This is a genomic window from Bacillus sp. E214 (assembly GCF_008087365.1).
In the GTDB taxonomy this organism is placed as follows: domain Bacteria; phylum Bacillota; class Bacilli; order Bacillales; family Pradoshiaceae; genus Pradoshia.
On sequence record NZ_VENN01000004.1, the window covers coordinates 104,889 to 121,629 of the forward strand.

A 16,741-nucleotide genomic window follows, 5' to 3' on the forward strand; every position below is an offset into this window, starting at 1 on the left:
CATGGCAACCCTTTAGAATGGATGGATAAAATTAGATGTAAAATAAAAGCATCATGGCAGACTGTACAGAGCCGCTGTACTATTGCCTACATATCATATGAATTCCAGTCAATTTATTTCATGCCAGGTCTGTTAGCTTATTAAGGAATAGTAATATCTAAAAAGAGACAGCCCCTTTTTTGCGCGAGCTGCCTCTTTGCCAAACCTTTTATTCTCTTTAATCTCTACGATTTTTTCCGTCCATTTCAATTGGCTCCGTTAAATTACGGACTCTCTCCATGATCCTTTTACCTTTAACCAGTTCTTCATCTCCACGCTGAGAATACGTGAAATGGTGTTCCAATTGTTTCATGTTAAAATTGGAGGTAAAAAAGGTTGGAAGATTTTCATGCATTCGATATTGAAGGATCGGTCCCAGTACATCATCACGCGACCAGGCACTCATCGTTTCTGCTCCAATATCATCAATCATCAAAATAGGAACTTCCTTTAAGGCATCCACCTTTTGGTTATAGGAATTTTCCGCGAAGGACCCTTTTAATTCTCTTAAATATTCAGGCCAGTACACAATATGTGATGAAACGCCCTCTTCAGACAGTGCGTTTGCAATCGCACCAAGCAAATAGGTTTTACCTACCCCAAATTCACCGTATAAATAGAGCCCTTTATGACCAGCACCATTTATATATGAGTCAACAAAATTCTTTGCCTTTTCGACTGCCTCCACACGTGCTTCGGTCGTATACTCATCCCAAATCAAATTAGAAAAAGAAGCCTCCACAATTTCTTTTGGTACATGGCTGGCACGGATCAGCTTACGTAATCGATTCTTCTCTTCCTGCCTGCGTTTTTTATGACAGGGTTCATACCGAACATCAATCCGTTTCCCCTGAATAAACAGGTGCGGATGATGACCCTGAAGAAGATTTTTACATTCAGATAAAGAAGGACATTCGTCACATGTCTTCGTTTGAGTGGAGAACTCGTAGAGCTTATTCATGCTTTTTTCAATCATGTCGCTTGTCAGCTGACTGCTATGTTCATTTATAAATAAACGGACATCAGGATCTTTTAAAACAATATTTCTCATTTCATCCAATCTTTGTTGAAAGTTTTCACGCTTCCCGAGCTGATTCAGTGCATCCTGTATATTTTTCATCCTTATACACCTCCTGTTTATTTAGAATTTTCATTTTGCAATTTTTCCTTGAGTTTTCTTACCCGCTCAGCAATTTCGGTGGATTGAGCAACTGGCTCTTTCTTCTTTGTTTCATCCAGCCAGTCAGGAACGATTTCCTTCCTCGCATTACCCGATGTGCGGCGTGTTGATTTATTTGTTTTCGTCTTTTTCTCATTAGCCCAGGTTTGGTATTTCTTATGCTCACTCAAAGCCATTTCATAGGCTTCACGTACGGTGGTGATATTTTTCCTCGCCCAGTGCGAAGCAATTGTCTCCACATAGTTTGATTGCAATTTCATATCTGATTTTAACATGACATAGTGCAGAAGGACATTAACGACTCCAGGAGGAAGTTTTTGATTGACCATGACCTTTTCTACAAGTGCCAAATCATTGTCGGAAGGCATTGCTCCTTGCGAAAGGCTGACTAAAAACTCCAATGGAGAGGTTGTTTCAAAGGTATACAGCAAATGCTCCTCGGGTGTTTTAGGTTCTATGATCGTACGTTCATACTCAGGCTGTTTCTGTTCAATCAGTGTCGGCATTTCTTCACCATGATTGATGTGGAAAAACTCTCTGGCACATTTTCTGAGTTCGTCTATATCAATTTCATTATGTTGATTTTGACAGCGTAAAATCAACTTGCTCATATCCATTACATTAATTTTATATAAATACGACAGCATCGCGATGGATTCCATCACATTTGGAGTAAACGCTTTTCTCGATATAAAGCTATTTTTAGCCGTCGCAAATAATAACTCGAAATCAAATTGCTCCATTAAATTATGGCTATATCCCTGTGGGTCCTTTGAGAAGAATTGCATGTTTTGATCAGTTTCCGAGCTGATGATTTCTTTTGGATTGCGAAATTCAGATGCAAACACTTCATTGAACGATTGTGTTATTTCCTCATAATCATCCGGTATACGTTTATCCGCAAACATCGTGAGCAGCCGTTCGTAATGTCTCTCTTCTAGTTTTTGCTTCAGATAAATAGGCAGCAAATCATCATGGAAAAATTTATCCGGACTTAAAGGACAAAGAATCTCATAAATAAAAACATTACCTTCCGGAGTTGCTTTTTTATATGTTTTTAATAACCCGATTCCTTCAAGCCTTTTTCGGTATTGAAATATCTCATCCAAAGGTAAACCAAGTACATCCATTAACCAACGATGTGTCGTTTGTCTGGAATACATGTTACCTGTATTGACTTCGTTTAATAAGGTCATATACAAAGAAACAGCCAATCCTCCTACAAGTGGCTGATATAAATATTGAATCGATTTATGGTCCATTTCTGATAGCTTTTCTTTATATAGTACAACATATCTGTCTTTAGGATTTACAAACTTCCATGAAAATTGCATTGTCTACAAACCTTTCGTACTTCGGGTTTTTATAGTTGAAAAAAGAGCTAAAGAAACTGTCTTCAGCTCTACTTAATCCTCTTTTTTCATTAATTCTTTCAATTCGTCAATAAAGACATTTATATCCTTAAATTGACGATACACAGAAGCGAAACGGACATAGGCCACTTCATCCAACTCAGCCAGCCTATCCATAACCATTTCACCTATTAAATCACTTTTTATTTCAGAAAATCCTTGATTTCTTATTTCTTTTTCAACATCAGTTGCAATCTCTTCCAGTTCTTTAAGAGCAACATGACGCTTTTCACAAGCTCGGATTAAACCTCTTAGGATTTTTTCTCTGCTATATTCTTCCCGTGCGCCATCTTTTTTTACCACAATTAGCGGAATTTCTTCTACCTTTTCAAATGTAGTAAAACGATAACTACAGGATTCGCATTCTCTTCTTCTACGTATTGAACGTCCTTCATCCGCAGGGCGGGAATCCAGCACTCTTGTCCCATTATGTTGGCACGTTGGACATATCATAGATTAGCACCGTCCTTTTCTATAGTTCTATCTTATTAAAACAAATCGAATAGGACAAGTCTGTTTGCATAAAATGCTATTTTTTATCTATGATACGGCCAATACTATCGGAGAAAAGTAAATAATGGGCAAGTAAAGACGTTTGCCACAAAAAAAAGAGATGCATATGTACTGCACCCCTAAAAGTTAGAGTTTGAATCTAGCTTTTTTGAGTCAACACAAAAGGACATCTCTTAAATATTTTTTATTTATAATGCTTTAGCAAGAACATGGCTGACAGCAACAGGACCCATGCCTCGCGGGATTTCAATGTGTTCCCTAACCTGAGCGTTTAAGGCTTCAGCTATAAAATCAGCAGCCACATTAGGATCTAAGTCACCGCATGTATATACATCAATACTCGCATAACCATGTTCCGGAAAACTATGAATGGTTAAATGTGATTCAGATATAATGACTACTCCGCTTACTCCCTGTGGCGCAAACTTATGGAAGGCTACTTCTCTAACTTCAGCTCCAGATCGTAAAGCAGCGTCCACGAATATTTGTTCAATCTGATTAACATCGTTCAATTTAGATAAATCACAGCCCCATAATTCAGAAATGACATGACGACCTATTGTATGCATGTTCAATTCCCCCTTTAGCATTTAAACGAATTATAATTATCTTCGTTTCTGGCCTTTACTACCACGGGGGAAAGTTAGTCCTGAGAGGTCCTAACCCTTTAAGTAGTACTGCCAGGATGATGAAGTTTACGACATTTAGTATATATGGTTTATATTTCAAAAGCAATCATACAATTCAATATTAGTTAATATTTACCACTAAATGTACATTAATTGTTTTTCTTAGTTTATTCTAGAATATGAATCAAAGAACGGCCTGAACCGCCTTTTTTTCAGAAAGACAGCCAGACCGTAATAGATATTGTTTATTATTATTAACTTACTTTCACCTTATCCTCCTGAAGAAGGCGTGCCACATGGTTTACTAATTCTACCACTCTGCATGAGTATCCCCACTCATTGTCATACCAGGCAAGCACTTTCACTTTATTTGCACCAATCACCATTGTTGAGAGTGCATCTACAATAGCCGAATGTGGATTCGTATTAAAATCAATCGAAACAAGCGGCTCTGTGCTGTATTGGATAATACCGGCCAATGATCCTTCAGCTGCTGTTTTAAACGCTTGATTGATTTCATTAACAGTAACTTCTCTTTTTAAATCTACTACCAAATCAACTAAAGAGACGTTTGGAGTTGGTACTCTCAACGCAATACCATGGAGTTTTCCTTTTAAATGAGGAAGCACCAGTGAGAGTGCTTTGGCTGCTCCAGTTGTGGTAGGTATGATACTTTGTGCACAGGCACGAGCTCTGCGTAAATCTTTGTGCGGGTTATCGATATTATTTTGATCATTTGTATATGCATGAACGGTTGTCATAAGACCATTGTCAATTCCAAATTGTTCATCGAGTACTTTTACAACAGGAGCGAGACAGTTAGTTGTGCAGGATGCATTAGAAATAACAAGGTGTTTATTGATATCCAATGTATCCTCGTTAACACCCATTACAATCGTGACGTCCTCATTCTTCCCGGGAGCTGTTAAAACGACTCGTTTTGCACCGGCATTTAAATGAAGAGCTGCTTGATCACGATGATTAAATTTCCCAGTTGCTTCGATTACGATATCAATCCCAAGATTTTTCCAAGGCAGGAATTCAGGATTGCGATTATTTAGCAAAAGAACTTTTTTACCATTTATCAATAAATGATCATCCATAGCATGTACATCACCATTAAATGGACCATGATTCGTATCATATTTAATTAAATGTGCTAATGTTTCAGGCGGATAGCTAGCATTAATGGCTACGATTTCAAGATGCTCATCCAATATTGCTTTTCGGAAAACCATTCTGCCAATTCGGCCAAACCCATTGATAGCAACTCTTGCACTCATTTAACTTCCTCCTATATATAAGTTATACTTATTATAAAAATGATGTAATTAGTATAACACATTCAATAAAATGCTGCATGGTTTAAATACCCAAATTATCCAAATTAAATGGTACTTTATACAAAAAAAGACTATCCCAGGGTCGTTATCCCTCAGATAGCCTTTCTATTGGTTATACATTCAATTGTTTAATTAGATCAATGAGTTGCTCTTCCGTCTCAAAAAATTCTCCGTTATTGTCAACAATATAATCGGCCAATTTTTTCTTATCATCAATTGGCATTTGTGCTCGTATTCTCGCAAGTGCTTCTTCCTCAGTAAAATGATCCCGCGCCATTAATCTCTTTAACTGGACCTCGGGCTTTACATACACAAGAATAATACCCTCTACCATATGCGTCAAATTACTTTCAAACAATAGGGGAATGTCCATGAAAACGAGTTCTTTCCCCTGGTGTAACGCTTTCTCCGTTTCTTCCATCATCCATTTCCTGACTGCCGGATGAACAATTCCATTTAACATTTGCCGTTTTTCAGAGTTTGAAAATACGATGGAACCTAATTTTTTTCGGTCTAATGTCCCATCAGGTAAACAAATATCCTGACCAAATACATTTTTAATTTCCTCTAATGCTGGCATACCAGGCTCGACGACTTTTCTAGCTGCGATATCTGCATCAATAACAGGGTAACCCTTGGAAATGAGCCATTTGCTGACGCTGCTCTTTCCACTGGCAATCCCTCCTGTAACTCCGAATATTTTCCCCATAGCATTCCATTCCCTATTAAATTATTTTGGTTAACCCAAGAAAAATAAGTACTAAACCCGGAATAAATGAAAAGACCTTTGCCATAATGGAATCCTGCAGATATTTTCCCGCTTTTATACCCACAGTCATTAATAAAGCACTCATACCAAAACAGAGAGTCACCTGAATAAACAGGGGATAATGAAGTATACCAGCACCTATTCCAGCTCCAAATCCATCTAATGATAAGGCTAATCCTAGAAAGAAAGCCTCTAATCCAGTAATGGTCCCGGAACGGTCAAAGTCTGCACTTAATGGCTTTTTAAGTATATGAATAACCAGCCCAATAGACTTTATTTCTAATTGGAATAAGGTTCTTTCATCCACATAGGGACAATTATCTTCATTTCGCTTGAAGTAACTTGAAAGTGTCCAAATTCCAAGCACCAGCAAGATAAATCCTCCTAGCTTACCGGTCCAGGAATGTGCCATCAAATGCTCGCTTAACGATCCCATTAACATACCGAATGCTAGGCTTAATGCAGAGCAACCGGCAATGATGATGATGGAGCGAATCGGTATACTTACTTTTCGCATTCCATAGGTCATTCCCACACCGCAACTATCCAGACTCACTGCCAATGCCAATAATACTATTGATGCTATGTGCTCCATTTCATAGGGACTCCTTTCCATAATCAATACCCTACTATATGAAAGGAGCCCATCTTATGTTCATCTTCAGTTAGGCTAATGGCTGACATTCAGGACAGTAGACGGTCCCTCTGCCTCCAACAATAATTCTTTCCATGTTTGTTCCGCAAATTTTACAAGGCTGTCCTTTTCTCGAATATGCAAACAGCTCGAGCTGAAACATGCCGATTTGTCCCTGTGAATTCACATAGGATCGTACTGTACTTCCACCTTTTTCAATGGCGGTAGCAAGAGTTTCCTTAATGGATGTATATAGTTTTTCTATCTCCTCTTTTGTCAATGTGGATGCCGGCCGTTCAGGATGGATACCGGAATGGAACAATGCTTCATCCACATAGATATTACCAAGACCTGCAACTACTCTTTGATCCAATAATACCGTTTTGATAAAACGATTTGTCTTACTGAGTGCTGTGCTTAAGTAATCTGGTGTAAATTCATCTGAAAAAGGCTCAGGTCCTACTTTTGAAAGTGGCAATACTTCCAATTCTGTCCCCTTTGTATGCAGATGCATCGTGCCAAACTTACGGACATCTCTGTATCTCAATTCCGTTTGATCCGTAAATTTGAATATAACATGCGTATGCTTATCTGCCGGTTCCGTTTCATCATAAAGACCGTATTTCCCTTCCATCCGTAAATGGGAAACAAGACTGTAATCATCTAAATGGAAAATCAGGAATTTACCTCGCCTCCCAATCTCATGAATGGTTTGCCCTTTTAAAAGCATACGAAACAGTTCAGCATCATCCGGCTCTTTTATAATTTTTGCCCAGCGTATATCCACATCATCAATTGTTTTTCCAAGTACCAAAACTTCGAGGGTCCTTCTGATTGTTTCGACCTCAGGTAATTCAGGCATACCTTTTCACCCCTTTTATTCCTATTTAGCATCATACCAGGTGTTGCCAAAAGAATAGTCCACTTTTAATGGAACCGCTAATTCAATTGCATTTTCCATTTCTTCCGGAACAATTTTCTTTAATATATCCAACTCTTCAGGTGGCGCCTCAAAAATCAATTCATCGTGCACCTGAAGCAGCATTCTAGTCTGTAAATTTTCTTTCTTTAATCTGGCATTCATTCGAATCATCGCCAATTTGATAATATCTGCAGCACTGCCCTGAATTGGTGTATTCATAGCTGTTCTTTCTGCAAAACCACGAACATTGAAGTTCCGATTATTAATTTCAGGTATATATCTTCGGCGCTGCAATAAAGTACTTACATATCCATTTTCCTTCGCCTCTTCTACAATATCCTTCATGTATTGCTGAACACCAGGGAAGCTCTCTAAATAGCGATCAATAAAGATTCCAGCTTCTTTTCTGGTAATTCCAAGACTTTGCGATAGTCCATAATCACTGATACCATACACAATTCCAAAGTTCACCGCTTTAGCCTGTCTTCTCATATTTGATGTCACCTGATCAGCATCCACATGAAATACATCCATAGCCGTTCTTGTGTGGATGTCCATATCTGAGTTAAAGGCATCTATCAGGTTTTCATCTCCCGCTATATGGGCCAGAACACGCAGTTCAATTTGAGAATAATCAGCCGCAAAAATGACCCAGCCTTCTTCAGATGGAACGAAAGCCTGTCTGATTTTTTTGCCTTCTTCAAGTCTGATCGGAATATTTTGCAGGTTAGGGTCTGTTGAACTAAGTCGTCCAGTTTGAGTTAATGCCTGATTGAACCTCGTATGAACCTTCTGATCATCATGTATAACTTTTAAAAGTCCCTCAATATAGGTTGATTGCAATTTCCCCAGCTGTCTATAATGAAGAATTTCCCGGACAATACTATGCTTGCTCTCTAATTTTTCAAGTATATCTGCTGATGTGGAATAGCCTGTCTTCGTCTTTTTAATAATAGGTAAATTTAATTTTTCAAACAGGATAACTCCAAGCTGCTTCGGTGAATTAATATTAAAGGATTCACCGGCCATTTCATAAATTTTAGCTTCGATGTCCTTTAATCTGCCTGCAAGTTCAGCTCCCATTTCTTTCAAACGGTTCTCATCGACCTTCACACCCGTAATTTCCATTTCAGCCAGGATAAGAGCAAGCGGCAGTTCTAGATCCTGCAGCAATCCTATTTGATTGAATTCCTCCAGCTGTCTTTCCAGGCTTTCCTTAATCAGTGTTAACGATAAAGCTTTCCGGGCAATATGCTCACCCAATTCAGCAACCGGCGGAATTGAACGTTTCACTCCTTTTCCATAAAAACTCTCATCTGTTTGAATATGTCCGGCATTATGTTTTTTAGCAAGATCCGCCATATCAACATCCGGTTCAGCTGGATTTAAAACATAGGATGCCAGATAAACATCAAATTTAATTCCTTTTAAAGCAATCCCATCATGGCTTAATGCCACAATACTTTGTTTGGCATCATACACTGTTTTTTTATATTCAGGATTCTCTGCCCACTCTTTGAAAAGAGGGGATCCTGCAGCCTTGTCCTTATTGATAAAGAATGTTCCATTTTCATTTGAAATAGCTATGCCAATTACTTTTGCAGTATGATAATTCGGATCAAGCAGTTCTAGATAGAGTGAGGACTCTGCTGTCAGCATATCTTCCGTCACTTCTTCCACTGCCTTATAGTCAATCTCTTCAAGGATGGCCATCTCTTCTTTTGCAGCTGGTTCCATTTTTTCAATTAAGGTTGCAAATCCAAGCTCCCTATAGATAGACAGCAGCTTTTCCTGGTCTGCACCCGCATAATCAATTGATTCAAGCTCTACCTCAATTGGAGCATTTGTTTCAATTGTTGCCAACTGCTTACTTAAAATAGCTTGGTCCTTGAATTCTTCCACTTTTTCTTTTAGTTTTTTTCCGCTGATTTCATCAGGGGAAGCCACTACCTTCTCAACTGTTCCAAATTGATTCAACAATTTTAAGGCAGTTTTCTCACCTACACCCGGGATTCCAGGAATATTATCTGAAGCATCCCCCATTAATCCTTTTAAATCAATTATTTGATTCGGCGTTAAGTTATACTTTTCACGAATATGCTCCGGTGTATAATCCTCCATATCCGTAATCCCTTTACGGGTAATACGTACAGTCGTTTTATCCGTAGCAAGCTGGGTTAAATCTTTATCGCCGGAGATAATTTGTACTTCATAATCCCCTTTTTCAGCTTCAAGAGCAAGTGTTCCGATAATATCGTCGGCTTCATAATTCGTTAACTCATAGCGAGAGATTCCGTATGCATCCAGTAATTCTCGAATAAAAGGAAATTGCTCTGATAATTCAGGTGGCGTCTTTTGACGTCCGCCTTTGTATTCTTTATATGTACTGTGTCTGAACGTTGTTTTCCCGGCATCAAAAGCAACTAATATATGAGTAGGATTTTCCTCTGAAATGATTTTGTTGAGCATCATCGCAAAACCATAGATGGCATTTGTGTGTACACCCTTCTCGTTATTCAGTAATGGCAATGCAAAAAACGCCCGATAGGCAATGCTGTTTCCATCGATTAAAATCAATTTTTTCTTCATGGTTACCTCCAGTATCCATATATATATTTTCATTAACATATAGCATAATTTAAATACGGCCACCGAATCATTCATCATAACAGGTGTGCCTTATAAATGCTTTTATCAGGATTTGAGACATTTTACTGATTCAGGCCTGATAAAAACCGTCACTTCACTTATCCACTCTATTTTATCATGACTAGAGTTTGAAAGAAAAATGACGGTTCAGTTCTATTTATTCAATTACACCGGTTTGGATTTGTCATAGGACTCTTTTAAGCTGGAAGTCATCAGGCCTATGTATGCTTGGCCTGGTATTTAGGAAGTATGATTGTAAAAGTGGTTCCTACATTCTTTTGGCTTTCTACCGTTATTTCTCCCTCATGTGCCTCCATAATATGCTTAGCTATTGCAAGTCCCAATCCCGTTCCTCCTGATTCCCGGCTACGGTCTTTATCCACTCGATAAAATCTTTCAAATATACGAGGAAACTCCTTTTCCTCTATGCCAATTCCGGTATCCTCGATAGCAATATAAATTTTATCAGATTCTTCTTTTGCAGTTATTTGTACTTTCCCATATGACGGGGTATAGGAAATCGCGTTACTAACAAGATTAAGGCATACTTGTTTAAGCCTGAATGTATCTGCTTCACACATAATAGGCTTTTTAAAATCCTGGATCTCGAACTGAATATGTTTCTTCGATGCTTTTTTCTCAAGCATGGCATACGTATCGGATAAAACAGGAACAATATCAATTTCCTGTATATCGAGCCGGAAGCCTTGTTGCTCCACTTTTGAAAGCTCCAGTAATTCCTTTATTAAAGCCTGCAGCCTGTCGCTTTCCTTTAAAATAATAGATAAGAAGTGCTCTAATGCCTGCGGATCATGCATGGCTCCATCAAGGAGCGTTTCCGAAAATCCCTTAATAGATGTAACCGGTGTATTCAGTTCATGAGACACATTGGCAACAAATTGTTTCCTTACTGACTCTAATTTCTTTAGCTCAGTGATATCATGGAAAACAAGTAGAATACCCTTCCATTCTCCCTTAGGTCCCATAATTGGTGCACCGTATACCTCAAAATTCTTCCGCTCAATTCCAATCGTCAATACGATTTGTTTCTTTAATTTTTGTTCAGCCATAAAGATCTCTTCAATAATCGCATTAATTTCTTCATGTTTGATCACTTTATAATAGAGTTCAGATAAATATTCTTCTTCCTCTACCTTGAAAAGATCAATATAGGCATGGTTAATCATACTGATAAACCCTTTATCATCGATTAATAACAGGGCGCTACCCATATTTTCAATCAGTGTACTCAATCTGTCTTTTTGGATTTCATGAGCAATTTTCATTTCCTGCAAATTTCGGGCAACAGTATTAATAGAATGATTAAGAATTCCATTTTCATTATTTCTACCGACATAAGAACGGGCCCGATAGTTACCTCTCGTTAATTCCAGAGCAGCTTTTGTAGCACTTTCTATAGGAATCGCAAACTTCTTGATTAACTGAAATACAAACAGGACGATCATCACACAGGCGAATCCCAAACAGCCCAAGAGTATAAACCATACTTTTGTATATAGAGAGGAATCTTCATTTGAAACCAATATGAAATGGCCTGTTTCCCCAGTATCCAACGAATAATCGTCCATATAGTAATAGGATGGCCCTGTTCTGATATCGGATTTCTTTCCTATTTGCTTGTCCGTTCTTATATCTCCCATATATTCTGTAAGGGATGCTGAATCATCCCAGTTTTTCCAGCCCGAAGGCTTGTCTGTTTTATACAGGATACGCCCTTCCTTATTCATGATTAGAAAGGATGAGCGCAAATGATTGTTCAACTTATTAGACTTCATCTCTAAATCATTGCCGTTATCAGCATCACCCAGGTATAGAGTTACCAATTGCCCTTCTTCCTTAAGGTGATTCATTACAGACTTATCATAATAATAAAGAAGTAATTTCCCAATTAACAAACCAAAGCATAGAAGTATAATAATAGTGATGGCTGCTATCTCTGCAGTTATTTTAAGCTTGAACTTTTTCATTGCCTTGGTTCCTCAAGTTTATATCCCAACCCGCGTACGGTTTTAATATAATCAGGCTTTTTCGTATCTTGTTCAATTTTTTCACGCAAGTGACTAATATGAACATCGACAATTCGAGTATCTCCGGCAAAATCATAGTTCCATATCACATTAAGGAGCTGATCTCTTGTCAGAACTCTGGATTTATTCCTCGCAAGATACTCTAACAGCTCAAATTCCTTCGGAGTTAGCTCAAGTAACTCCTCTCTCATATATGCTTCATATCTGTCCGGATATATTTGTAACTCTCCAATTCTCAAATTGCTTGTTTCTTGTTTTTCTAAAGAAGTATCCTGCCCGGAATTTCCCATCCCAGCTCTCCTAAGGAGAGCCTTCACTCTGGCCACAACTTCTCTCGGGCTAAATGGCTTTGTCATATAATCATCTGCTCCCAATTCTAGCCCAAGCACTTTATCAAATTCCTCATCCTTTGCTGTTAACATAAGAATTGGAGTCATAATTTTATTTTGTCTCAAGATTTTACATACCTCAATGCCATCCAGTTTAGGCAGCATCAAATCTAGAATAATGATATCTGGTGACTCAGCTATAGCCATTCTTTTACCTGTCTCACCATCCATTGCTTTAATAACCTGATAGCCGGCTTGTTCCAGATTATAGGTTAGTAAGGTAATAATTGATTGTTCGTCTTCCACTACAAGGACTTTTTTACTCATTGGCCCCTCCTGCTATTTTTTCACTATACTAACCATTATATATGAACATACGCTTTTGGGTAGTCTAGGATACGTCACTAACCGATTGCATTATTTGGGATACCCCCATATAGTCTCTCCTGGAAAATGCAAAAAAAAATCGGAAAGTAATACTCTCCGATTTATATAATAAGACTATTAAGCAAGTACAGACATAACGTTTCGAACTGCTTCAGCAGATTGATCCAATGCTGCTTTTTCTTCATCAAGTAATTCAAGCTCAATTACTTTCTCTATGCCATTTGCCCCCAAAATAGTTGGAACACCTAAGTATATTCCGCTATATCCATATTCACCTTCCAAATAGGCTATTGCAGGAATCACTCTCCGCTGATCCTTTAATACAGCTTCTGCCATTTCTACAAGTGAAGCAGCAGGGGCATAATATGCACTTCCATTACCAAGAAGACTAACAATTTCTCCGCCGCCTTTTCTCGTCCGTTCGACTATTTGCTCTAGACGTTCCTTTGGCAGAAGAGCTTCTAAAGGAATGCCGCCAGCATATGAATATCGAACAAGTGGTACCATATCATCGCCGTGTCCACCCAACACAAAACCTGTTATATCCTTAACTGACAAATTTAATTCCTGAGCGATAAATGTACGGAATCTAGCCGTATCCAATACACCCGATTGACCGATCACACGATTTTTGGGGAATCCGGTTTCCTTAAATACCGTATAGGTCATTGCATCAACTGGATTAGTAAGAACAATAATATAACTGTCAGGAGAATATTTTACAATCTCTTTAGCTACTGAGCGCATAATGTTTTGGTTCGTTTGAACTAGATCATCCCGGCTCATCCCTGGCTTACGCGCAATTCCTGCAGTAATAATAACCAGATCAGAATCCTTTGTATCCTCGTAATTTGATGTTCCAGTAATGGATGCATCAAATCCCATTACAGGGCCTGCTTCTGCCATATCTAAAGCTTTGCCCTTTGTGGGATTTTCCAATTGCGGAATATCAACCAACACTACATCCCCAAGTTCTTTTTGAGCTAAAAGAAACGCGGTCGTTGCTCCTGTAAAACCACTGCCAATGACAGATATTTTTTTTCGGTTAAATACCATTCGAATTTACCCCCAGTTTTTAAAAGGGGTAACCTTTTTCGAGATTACCCCTTTCGTGAATTATTAATCCATATTTTTTATGAGCTCATCAGCAAATTCAGAACATTTCACTTCACTCGCTCCATCCATTAAACGGGCGAAGTCATATGTAACCACTTTTGTTTCTATCGTTTTTTCCATTGATTGTGTAATCAAATTAGCAGCTTCAGTCCAGCCCAGATGCTCAAGCATCAATACACCTGATAGGATTACTGATGAAGGATTCACCTTATCAAGACCAGCATATTTAGGTGCTGTTCCGTGTGTTGCTTCAAAAATTGCATGTCCTGTAACATAGTTGATATTGGCACCAGGCGCAATACCTATTCCACCAACCTGTGCTGCAAGAGCGTCAGAGATATAATCTCCATTTAGATTCATGGTTGCAACTACATCAAATTCTCTTGGTCTTGTTAAGATTTGCTGCAGGAAGATATCTGCAATGGAATCTTTAACAATAATTTTACCAGCTGCCTCTGCATCTGCCTGTGCTTTGTTTGCAGCCTCTGTACCTTCTGCTTCTTTAATGCGGTCATACTGTGCCCAAGTGAATACTTGATCACCGAATTCTTCTTCAGCAACTTCATAACCCCAGTTTTTGAAGGCTCCCTCTGTAAACTTCATGATATTTCCTTTATGAACAAGCGTGAGGGATTTACGTCCTTCTTTAATTATATAATTAAGTGCAGCTCTGACAAGACGTTTTGTGCCTTCTTCAGAAATCGGCTTGATTCCAAGTCCGGAAGTCTCAGGGAAACGGATTTTGGAAACACCCATTTCTTCACGCAGGAAGGTTAATAATTTTTTAACGTCATCAGATCCTTTTGCATATTCAATTCCTGCATAAATGTCTTCTGTATTTTCACGGAAGATAACCATATCCGTGTCCTGTGGTCTTTTAACCGGTGATGGAACTCCATTAAAATAACGAACCGGGCGCAAGCAAGTATATAAATCAAGTTCTTGGCGCAAAGCTACATTTAAAGAACGAATACCTCCGCCAACCGGTGTTGTAAGCGGTCCTTTAATCGCGATTAAATATTCTTTAATAACGTCAAGCGTTTCTTTAGGAAGCCATTCTCCTGTTTGATTAAATGCTTTCTCACCAGCAAGTACTTCTTTCCAAACTATTTCTTTTTCCCCATTGTATGCTTTGTTTACTGCCGCTTCCAACACTCTTGATGCAGCTGCCCAAATATCAGGACCTGTTCCATCCCCTTCAATAAATGGTATAATCGCCTGGTTTGGCACTTGCAGTACTCCATCGACAACTGTGATTTTTTCTCCCATACTCATTCAAATCCCCTCCAACATCAATATACAAGGTTAGTGAAACAGTCCGTTTCAGCTAACCTTTTCTCTAAATCTATAAATTTAAGTATAACTATCCAGAAGTTAATTAACAAATCATCCTACTATTAATTTTCAGATAATTTGACCTCTTATTAACGATTATTAACTGGTATATATTTTTGCATTCCTGGTCCCACATATTCAGCACGCGGGCGAATCAATCGGTTGTTTTCATATTGCTCCAGAATATGGGCAATCCATCCTGACATACGGCTAACCGCAAAGATAGGTGTAAATAAATCATGATCAATCCCCAGACTGTGGTATACAGAAGCAGAATAAAAATCTACATTTGGAGGAAGCGGTTTTTTTGAAGTAACTAGCTCTTCAATTTTGGAAGATATTTCATACCACTTCGGTTCACCCGTTAAGTTCGTGAGTCTTTGGGACATTTCACGAAGATGCTTTGCACGTGGATCTCCTTTTCTGTAGACACGATGTCCAAAGCCCATTATCTTTTCTTTATTTGCTAATTTATTACTTATATAGCTATCAACATTTTCAACAGAGCCTATTTCAGATAGCATTTTCATAACTGCTTCATTAGCCCCGCCATGCAATGGTCCCTTTAAGGCACCAATTGCTGCTGTGACACCCGAATAAATATCCGACAATGTAGCTACACATACACGCGCAGTAAATGTAGATGCATTTAATTCATGGTCCGCATGTAAAACTAATGCTTTGTTAAATGCCTCAATTTCAATCTGTTCAGGTTCTTTGCCATTCAGCATATAAAGAAAATTCTGTGCATAGCCAAAATCTTTACGTGGCGCAATAGGTTCTTCGCCTTTACGAATGCGTGAAAAAGCCGTCACAATGGATAGGATTTTAGCTTGCAAACGTATTGCTTTTCTGAAATTTGCTTCTTCATCCATAATATCGGCTTCCTCATCATATAACCCCAATAAAGATACAGCTGTTCTTAATGCTCCCATTGGATGAATCGTATCAATCGGATACATTTTGAAATGTTCAATCATTTCATTAGGAAGTCCTGCATTTGCAGCAAGTTGATTCTTCAAATCTTCCAATTCTAGCTTGTTGGGTAATCTGCGATGCCATAACAAATAAATAACCTCTTCGAAACTTGCGTTTTCAGCCAAATCATCGATATCATAACCGACATATGTCAATGTGTCATCGATAATAGAACTGATTGAAGATGATGTAGCCACTACTCCTTCAAGACCCTTTGTAACAGACATGGTTTTTCTCTCCTTTGCTAGAAATCTCCCCTATGTTCCTGATTTTGGTTGACGAATTGGGTTACCGCTTCACTGTAATGTATGTATTGCCTATATGCTTTCATCACATTTATATCTCTTACTTGTAAGTAAGCGTTATCATAAGAGCGTAAATTTCACCCAGCATCTCCCTCGTTGAACGATTGCTCAGAATAACAATAGATTTCACAAGAAATTTTTTACAAATCTGTG

The 16,741-nt window shown here is 38.4% G+C and carries 14 protein-coding genes; all 14 read right to left on the reverse strand.

Annotated features, from left to right (window positions below; translation table 11 throughout):
- Positions 1–217: 217 nt before the first annotated feature.
- Entirely contained in the window at positions 218–1,159 is a 942-nt protein-coding gene (gene dnaI / locus FHY47_RS14450; protein ID WP_066108861.1) for a primosomal protein DnaI, read from the reverse strand.
- A gap of 17 nt (positions 1,160–1,176) precedes the next feature.
- Entirely contained in the window at positions 1,177–2,553 is a 1,377-nt protein-coding gene (locus FHY47_RS14455) for a replication initiation and membrane attachment family protein (RefSeq protein WP_066108866.1), read from the reverse strand.
- Positions 2,554–2,625: 72 nt separating this feature from the next.
- Positions 2,626–3,084, reverse strand: coding sequence for a transcriptional regulator NrdR (gene nrdR / locus FHY47_RS14460; RefSeq protein WP_066108869.1), 459 nt, complete (start codon positions 3,082–3,084; stop codon positions 2,626–2,628).
- A 248-nt stretch (positions 3,085–3,332) separates the two neighbouring features.
- Positions 3,333–3,713, reverse strand: a complete 381-nt coding sequence (gene speD / locus FHY47_RS14465) for an adenosylmethionine decarboxylase (protein ID WP_066108871.1) — start codon at positions 3,711–3,713, stop codon at positions 3,333–3,335.
- Between the two features lie 314 nt (positions 3,714–4,027).
- Positions 4,028–5,056, reverse strand: coding sequence for a glyceraldehyde-3-phosphate dehydrogenase (locus FHY47_RS14470; protein WP_066108875.1), 1,029 nt, complete (start codon positions 5,054–5,056; stop codon positions 4,028–4,030).
- A 172-nt stretch (positions 5,057–5,228) separates the two neighbouring features.
- Positions 5,229–5,825, reverse strand: a complete 597-nt coding sequence (coaE, locus tag FHY47_RS14475) for a dephospho-CoA kinase (RefSeq protein ID WP_066108877.1) — start codon at positions 5,823–5,825, stop codon at positions 5,229–5,231.
- A gap of 16 nt (positions 5,826–5,841) precedes the next feature.
- Positions 5,842–6,480, reverse strand: a complete 639-nt coding sequence (ytaF, locus tag FHY47_RS14480) for a sporulation membrane protein YtaF (RefSeq protein ID WP_148630992.1) — start codon at positions 6,478–6,480, stop codon at positions 5,842–5,844.
- 70 nt (positions 6,481–6,550) lie between these two features.
- Positions 6,551–7,381, reverse strand: a complete 831-nt coding sequence (gene mutM, locus FHY47_RS14485; protein WP_148630995.1) for a DNA-formamidopyrimidine glycosylase — start codon at positions 7,379–7,381, stop codon at positions 6,551–6,553.
- 21 nt (positions 7,382–7,402) lie between these two features.
- A complete protein-coding gene (gene polA, locus FHY47_RS14490) occupies positions 7,403–10,030 on the reverse strand; it encodes a DNA polymerase I (RefSeq protein WP_148630997.1) in 2,628 nt (875 codons plus the stop codon).
- 278 nt (positions 10,031–10,308) lie between these two features.
- Complete coding sequence (gene pnpS / locus FHY47_RS14495) at positions 10,309–12,078, reverse strand: two-component system histidine kinase PnpS (RefSeq protein ID WP_066108890.1); 1,770 nt, start codon at positions 12,076–12,078, stop codon at positions 10,309–10,311.
- Positions 12,075–12,794: a response regulator transcription factor gene (locus tag FHY47_RS14500; protein WP_066108894.1), complete on the reverse strand. Its 720-nt coding sequence runs from the start codon at positions 12,792–12,794 to the stop codon at positions 12,075–12,077. The genes pnpS and FHY47_RS14500 overlap by 4 nt, the downstream gene beginning before the upstream one ends.
- A gap of 177 nt (positions 12,795–12,971) precedes the next feature.
- Positions 12,972–13,910 (reverse strand): malate dehydrogenase, encoded by a 939-nt coding sequence (gene mdh / locus FHY47_RS14505; protein WP_066108897.1) that lies wholly within the window; start codon positions 13,908–13,910, stop codon positions 12,972–12,974.
- A gap of 63 nt (positions 13,911–13,973) precedes the next feature.
- The gene (gene icd / locus FHY47_RS14510) at positions 13,974–15,245 is read right to left on the reverse strand and encodes an NADP-dependent isocitrate dehydrogenase (protein ID WP_066108900.1); all 1,272 of its coding nucleotides are present in this window, start codon (positions 15,243–15,245) and stop codon (positions 13,974–13,976) included.
- A gap of 149 nt (positions 15,246–15,394) precedes the next feature.
- A complete protein-coding gene (citZ, locus tag FHY47_RS14515; protein ID WP_066108903.1) occupies positions 15,395–16,510 on the reverse strand; it encodes a citrate synthase in 1,116 nt (371 codons plus the stop codon).
- Positions 16,511–16,741 lie beyond the last annotated feature (231 nt).

Bases quoted from the DNA above. Each gene is read 5' to 3' on its own strand.
- dnaI (WP_066108861.1), bottom strand. From the start codon at position 1,159: ATGAAAAATATACAGGATGCACTGAATCAGCTCGGGAAGCGTGAAAAC.
- FHY47_RS14455 (WP_066108866.1), bottom strand. From the start codon at position 2,553: ATGCAATTTTCATGGAAGTTTGTAAATCCTAAAGACAGATATGTTGTA.
- nrdR (WP_066108869.1), bottom strand. From the start codon at position 3,084: ATGATATGTCCAACGTGCCAACATAATGGGACAAGAGTGCTGGATTCC.
- speD (WP_066108871.1), bottom strand. From the start codon at position 3,713: ATGCATACAATAGGTCGTCATGTCATTTCTGAATTATGGGGCTGTGAT.
- FHY47_RS14470 (WP_066108875.1), bottom strand. From the start codon at position 5,056: ATGAGTGCAAGAGTTGCTATCAATGGGTTTGGCCGAATTGGCAGAATG.
- coaE (WP_066108877.1), bottom strand. From the start codon at position 5,825: ATGGGGAAAATATTCGGAGTTACAGGAGGGATTGCCAGTGGAAAGAGC.
- ytaF (WP_148630992.1), bottom strand. From the start codon at position 6,480: ATGGAGCACATAGCATCAATAGTATTATTGGCATTGGCAGTGAGTCTG.
- mutM (WP_148630995.1), bottom strand. From the start codon at position 7,381: ATGCCTGAATTACCTGAGGTCGAAACAATCAGAAGGACCCTCGAAGTT.
- polA (WP_148630997.1), bottom strand. From the start codon at position 10,030: ATGAAGAAAAAATTGATTTTAATCGATGGAAACAGCATTGCCTATCGG.
- pnpS (WP_066108890.1), bottom strand. From the start codon at position 12,078: ATGAAAAAGTTCAAGCTTAAAATAACTGCAGAGATAGCAGCCATCACT.
- FHY47_RS14500 (WP_066108894.1), bottom strand. From the start codon at position 12,794: ATGAGTAAAAAAGTCCTTGTAGTGGAAGACGAACAATCAATTATTACC.
- mdh (WP_066108897.1), bottom strand. From the start codon at position 13,910: ATGGTATTTAACCGAAAAAAAATATCTGTCATTGGCAGTGGTTTTACA.
- icd (WP_066108900.1), bottom strand. From the start codon at position 15,245: ATGAGTATGGGAGAAAAAATCACAGTTGTCGATGGAGTACTGCAAGTG.
- citZ (WP_066108903.1), bottom strand. From the start codon at position 16,510: ATGTCTGTTACAAAGGGTCTTGAAGGAGTAGTGGCTACATCATCTTCA.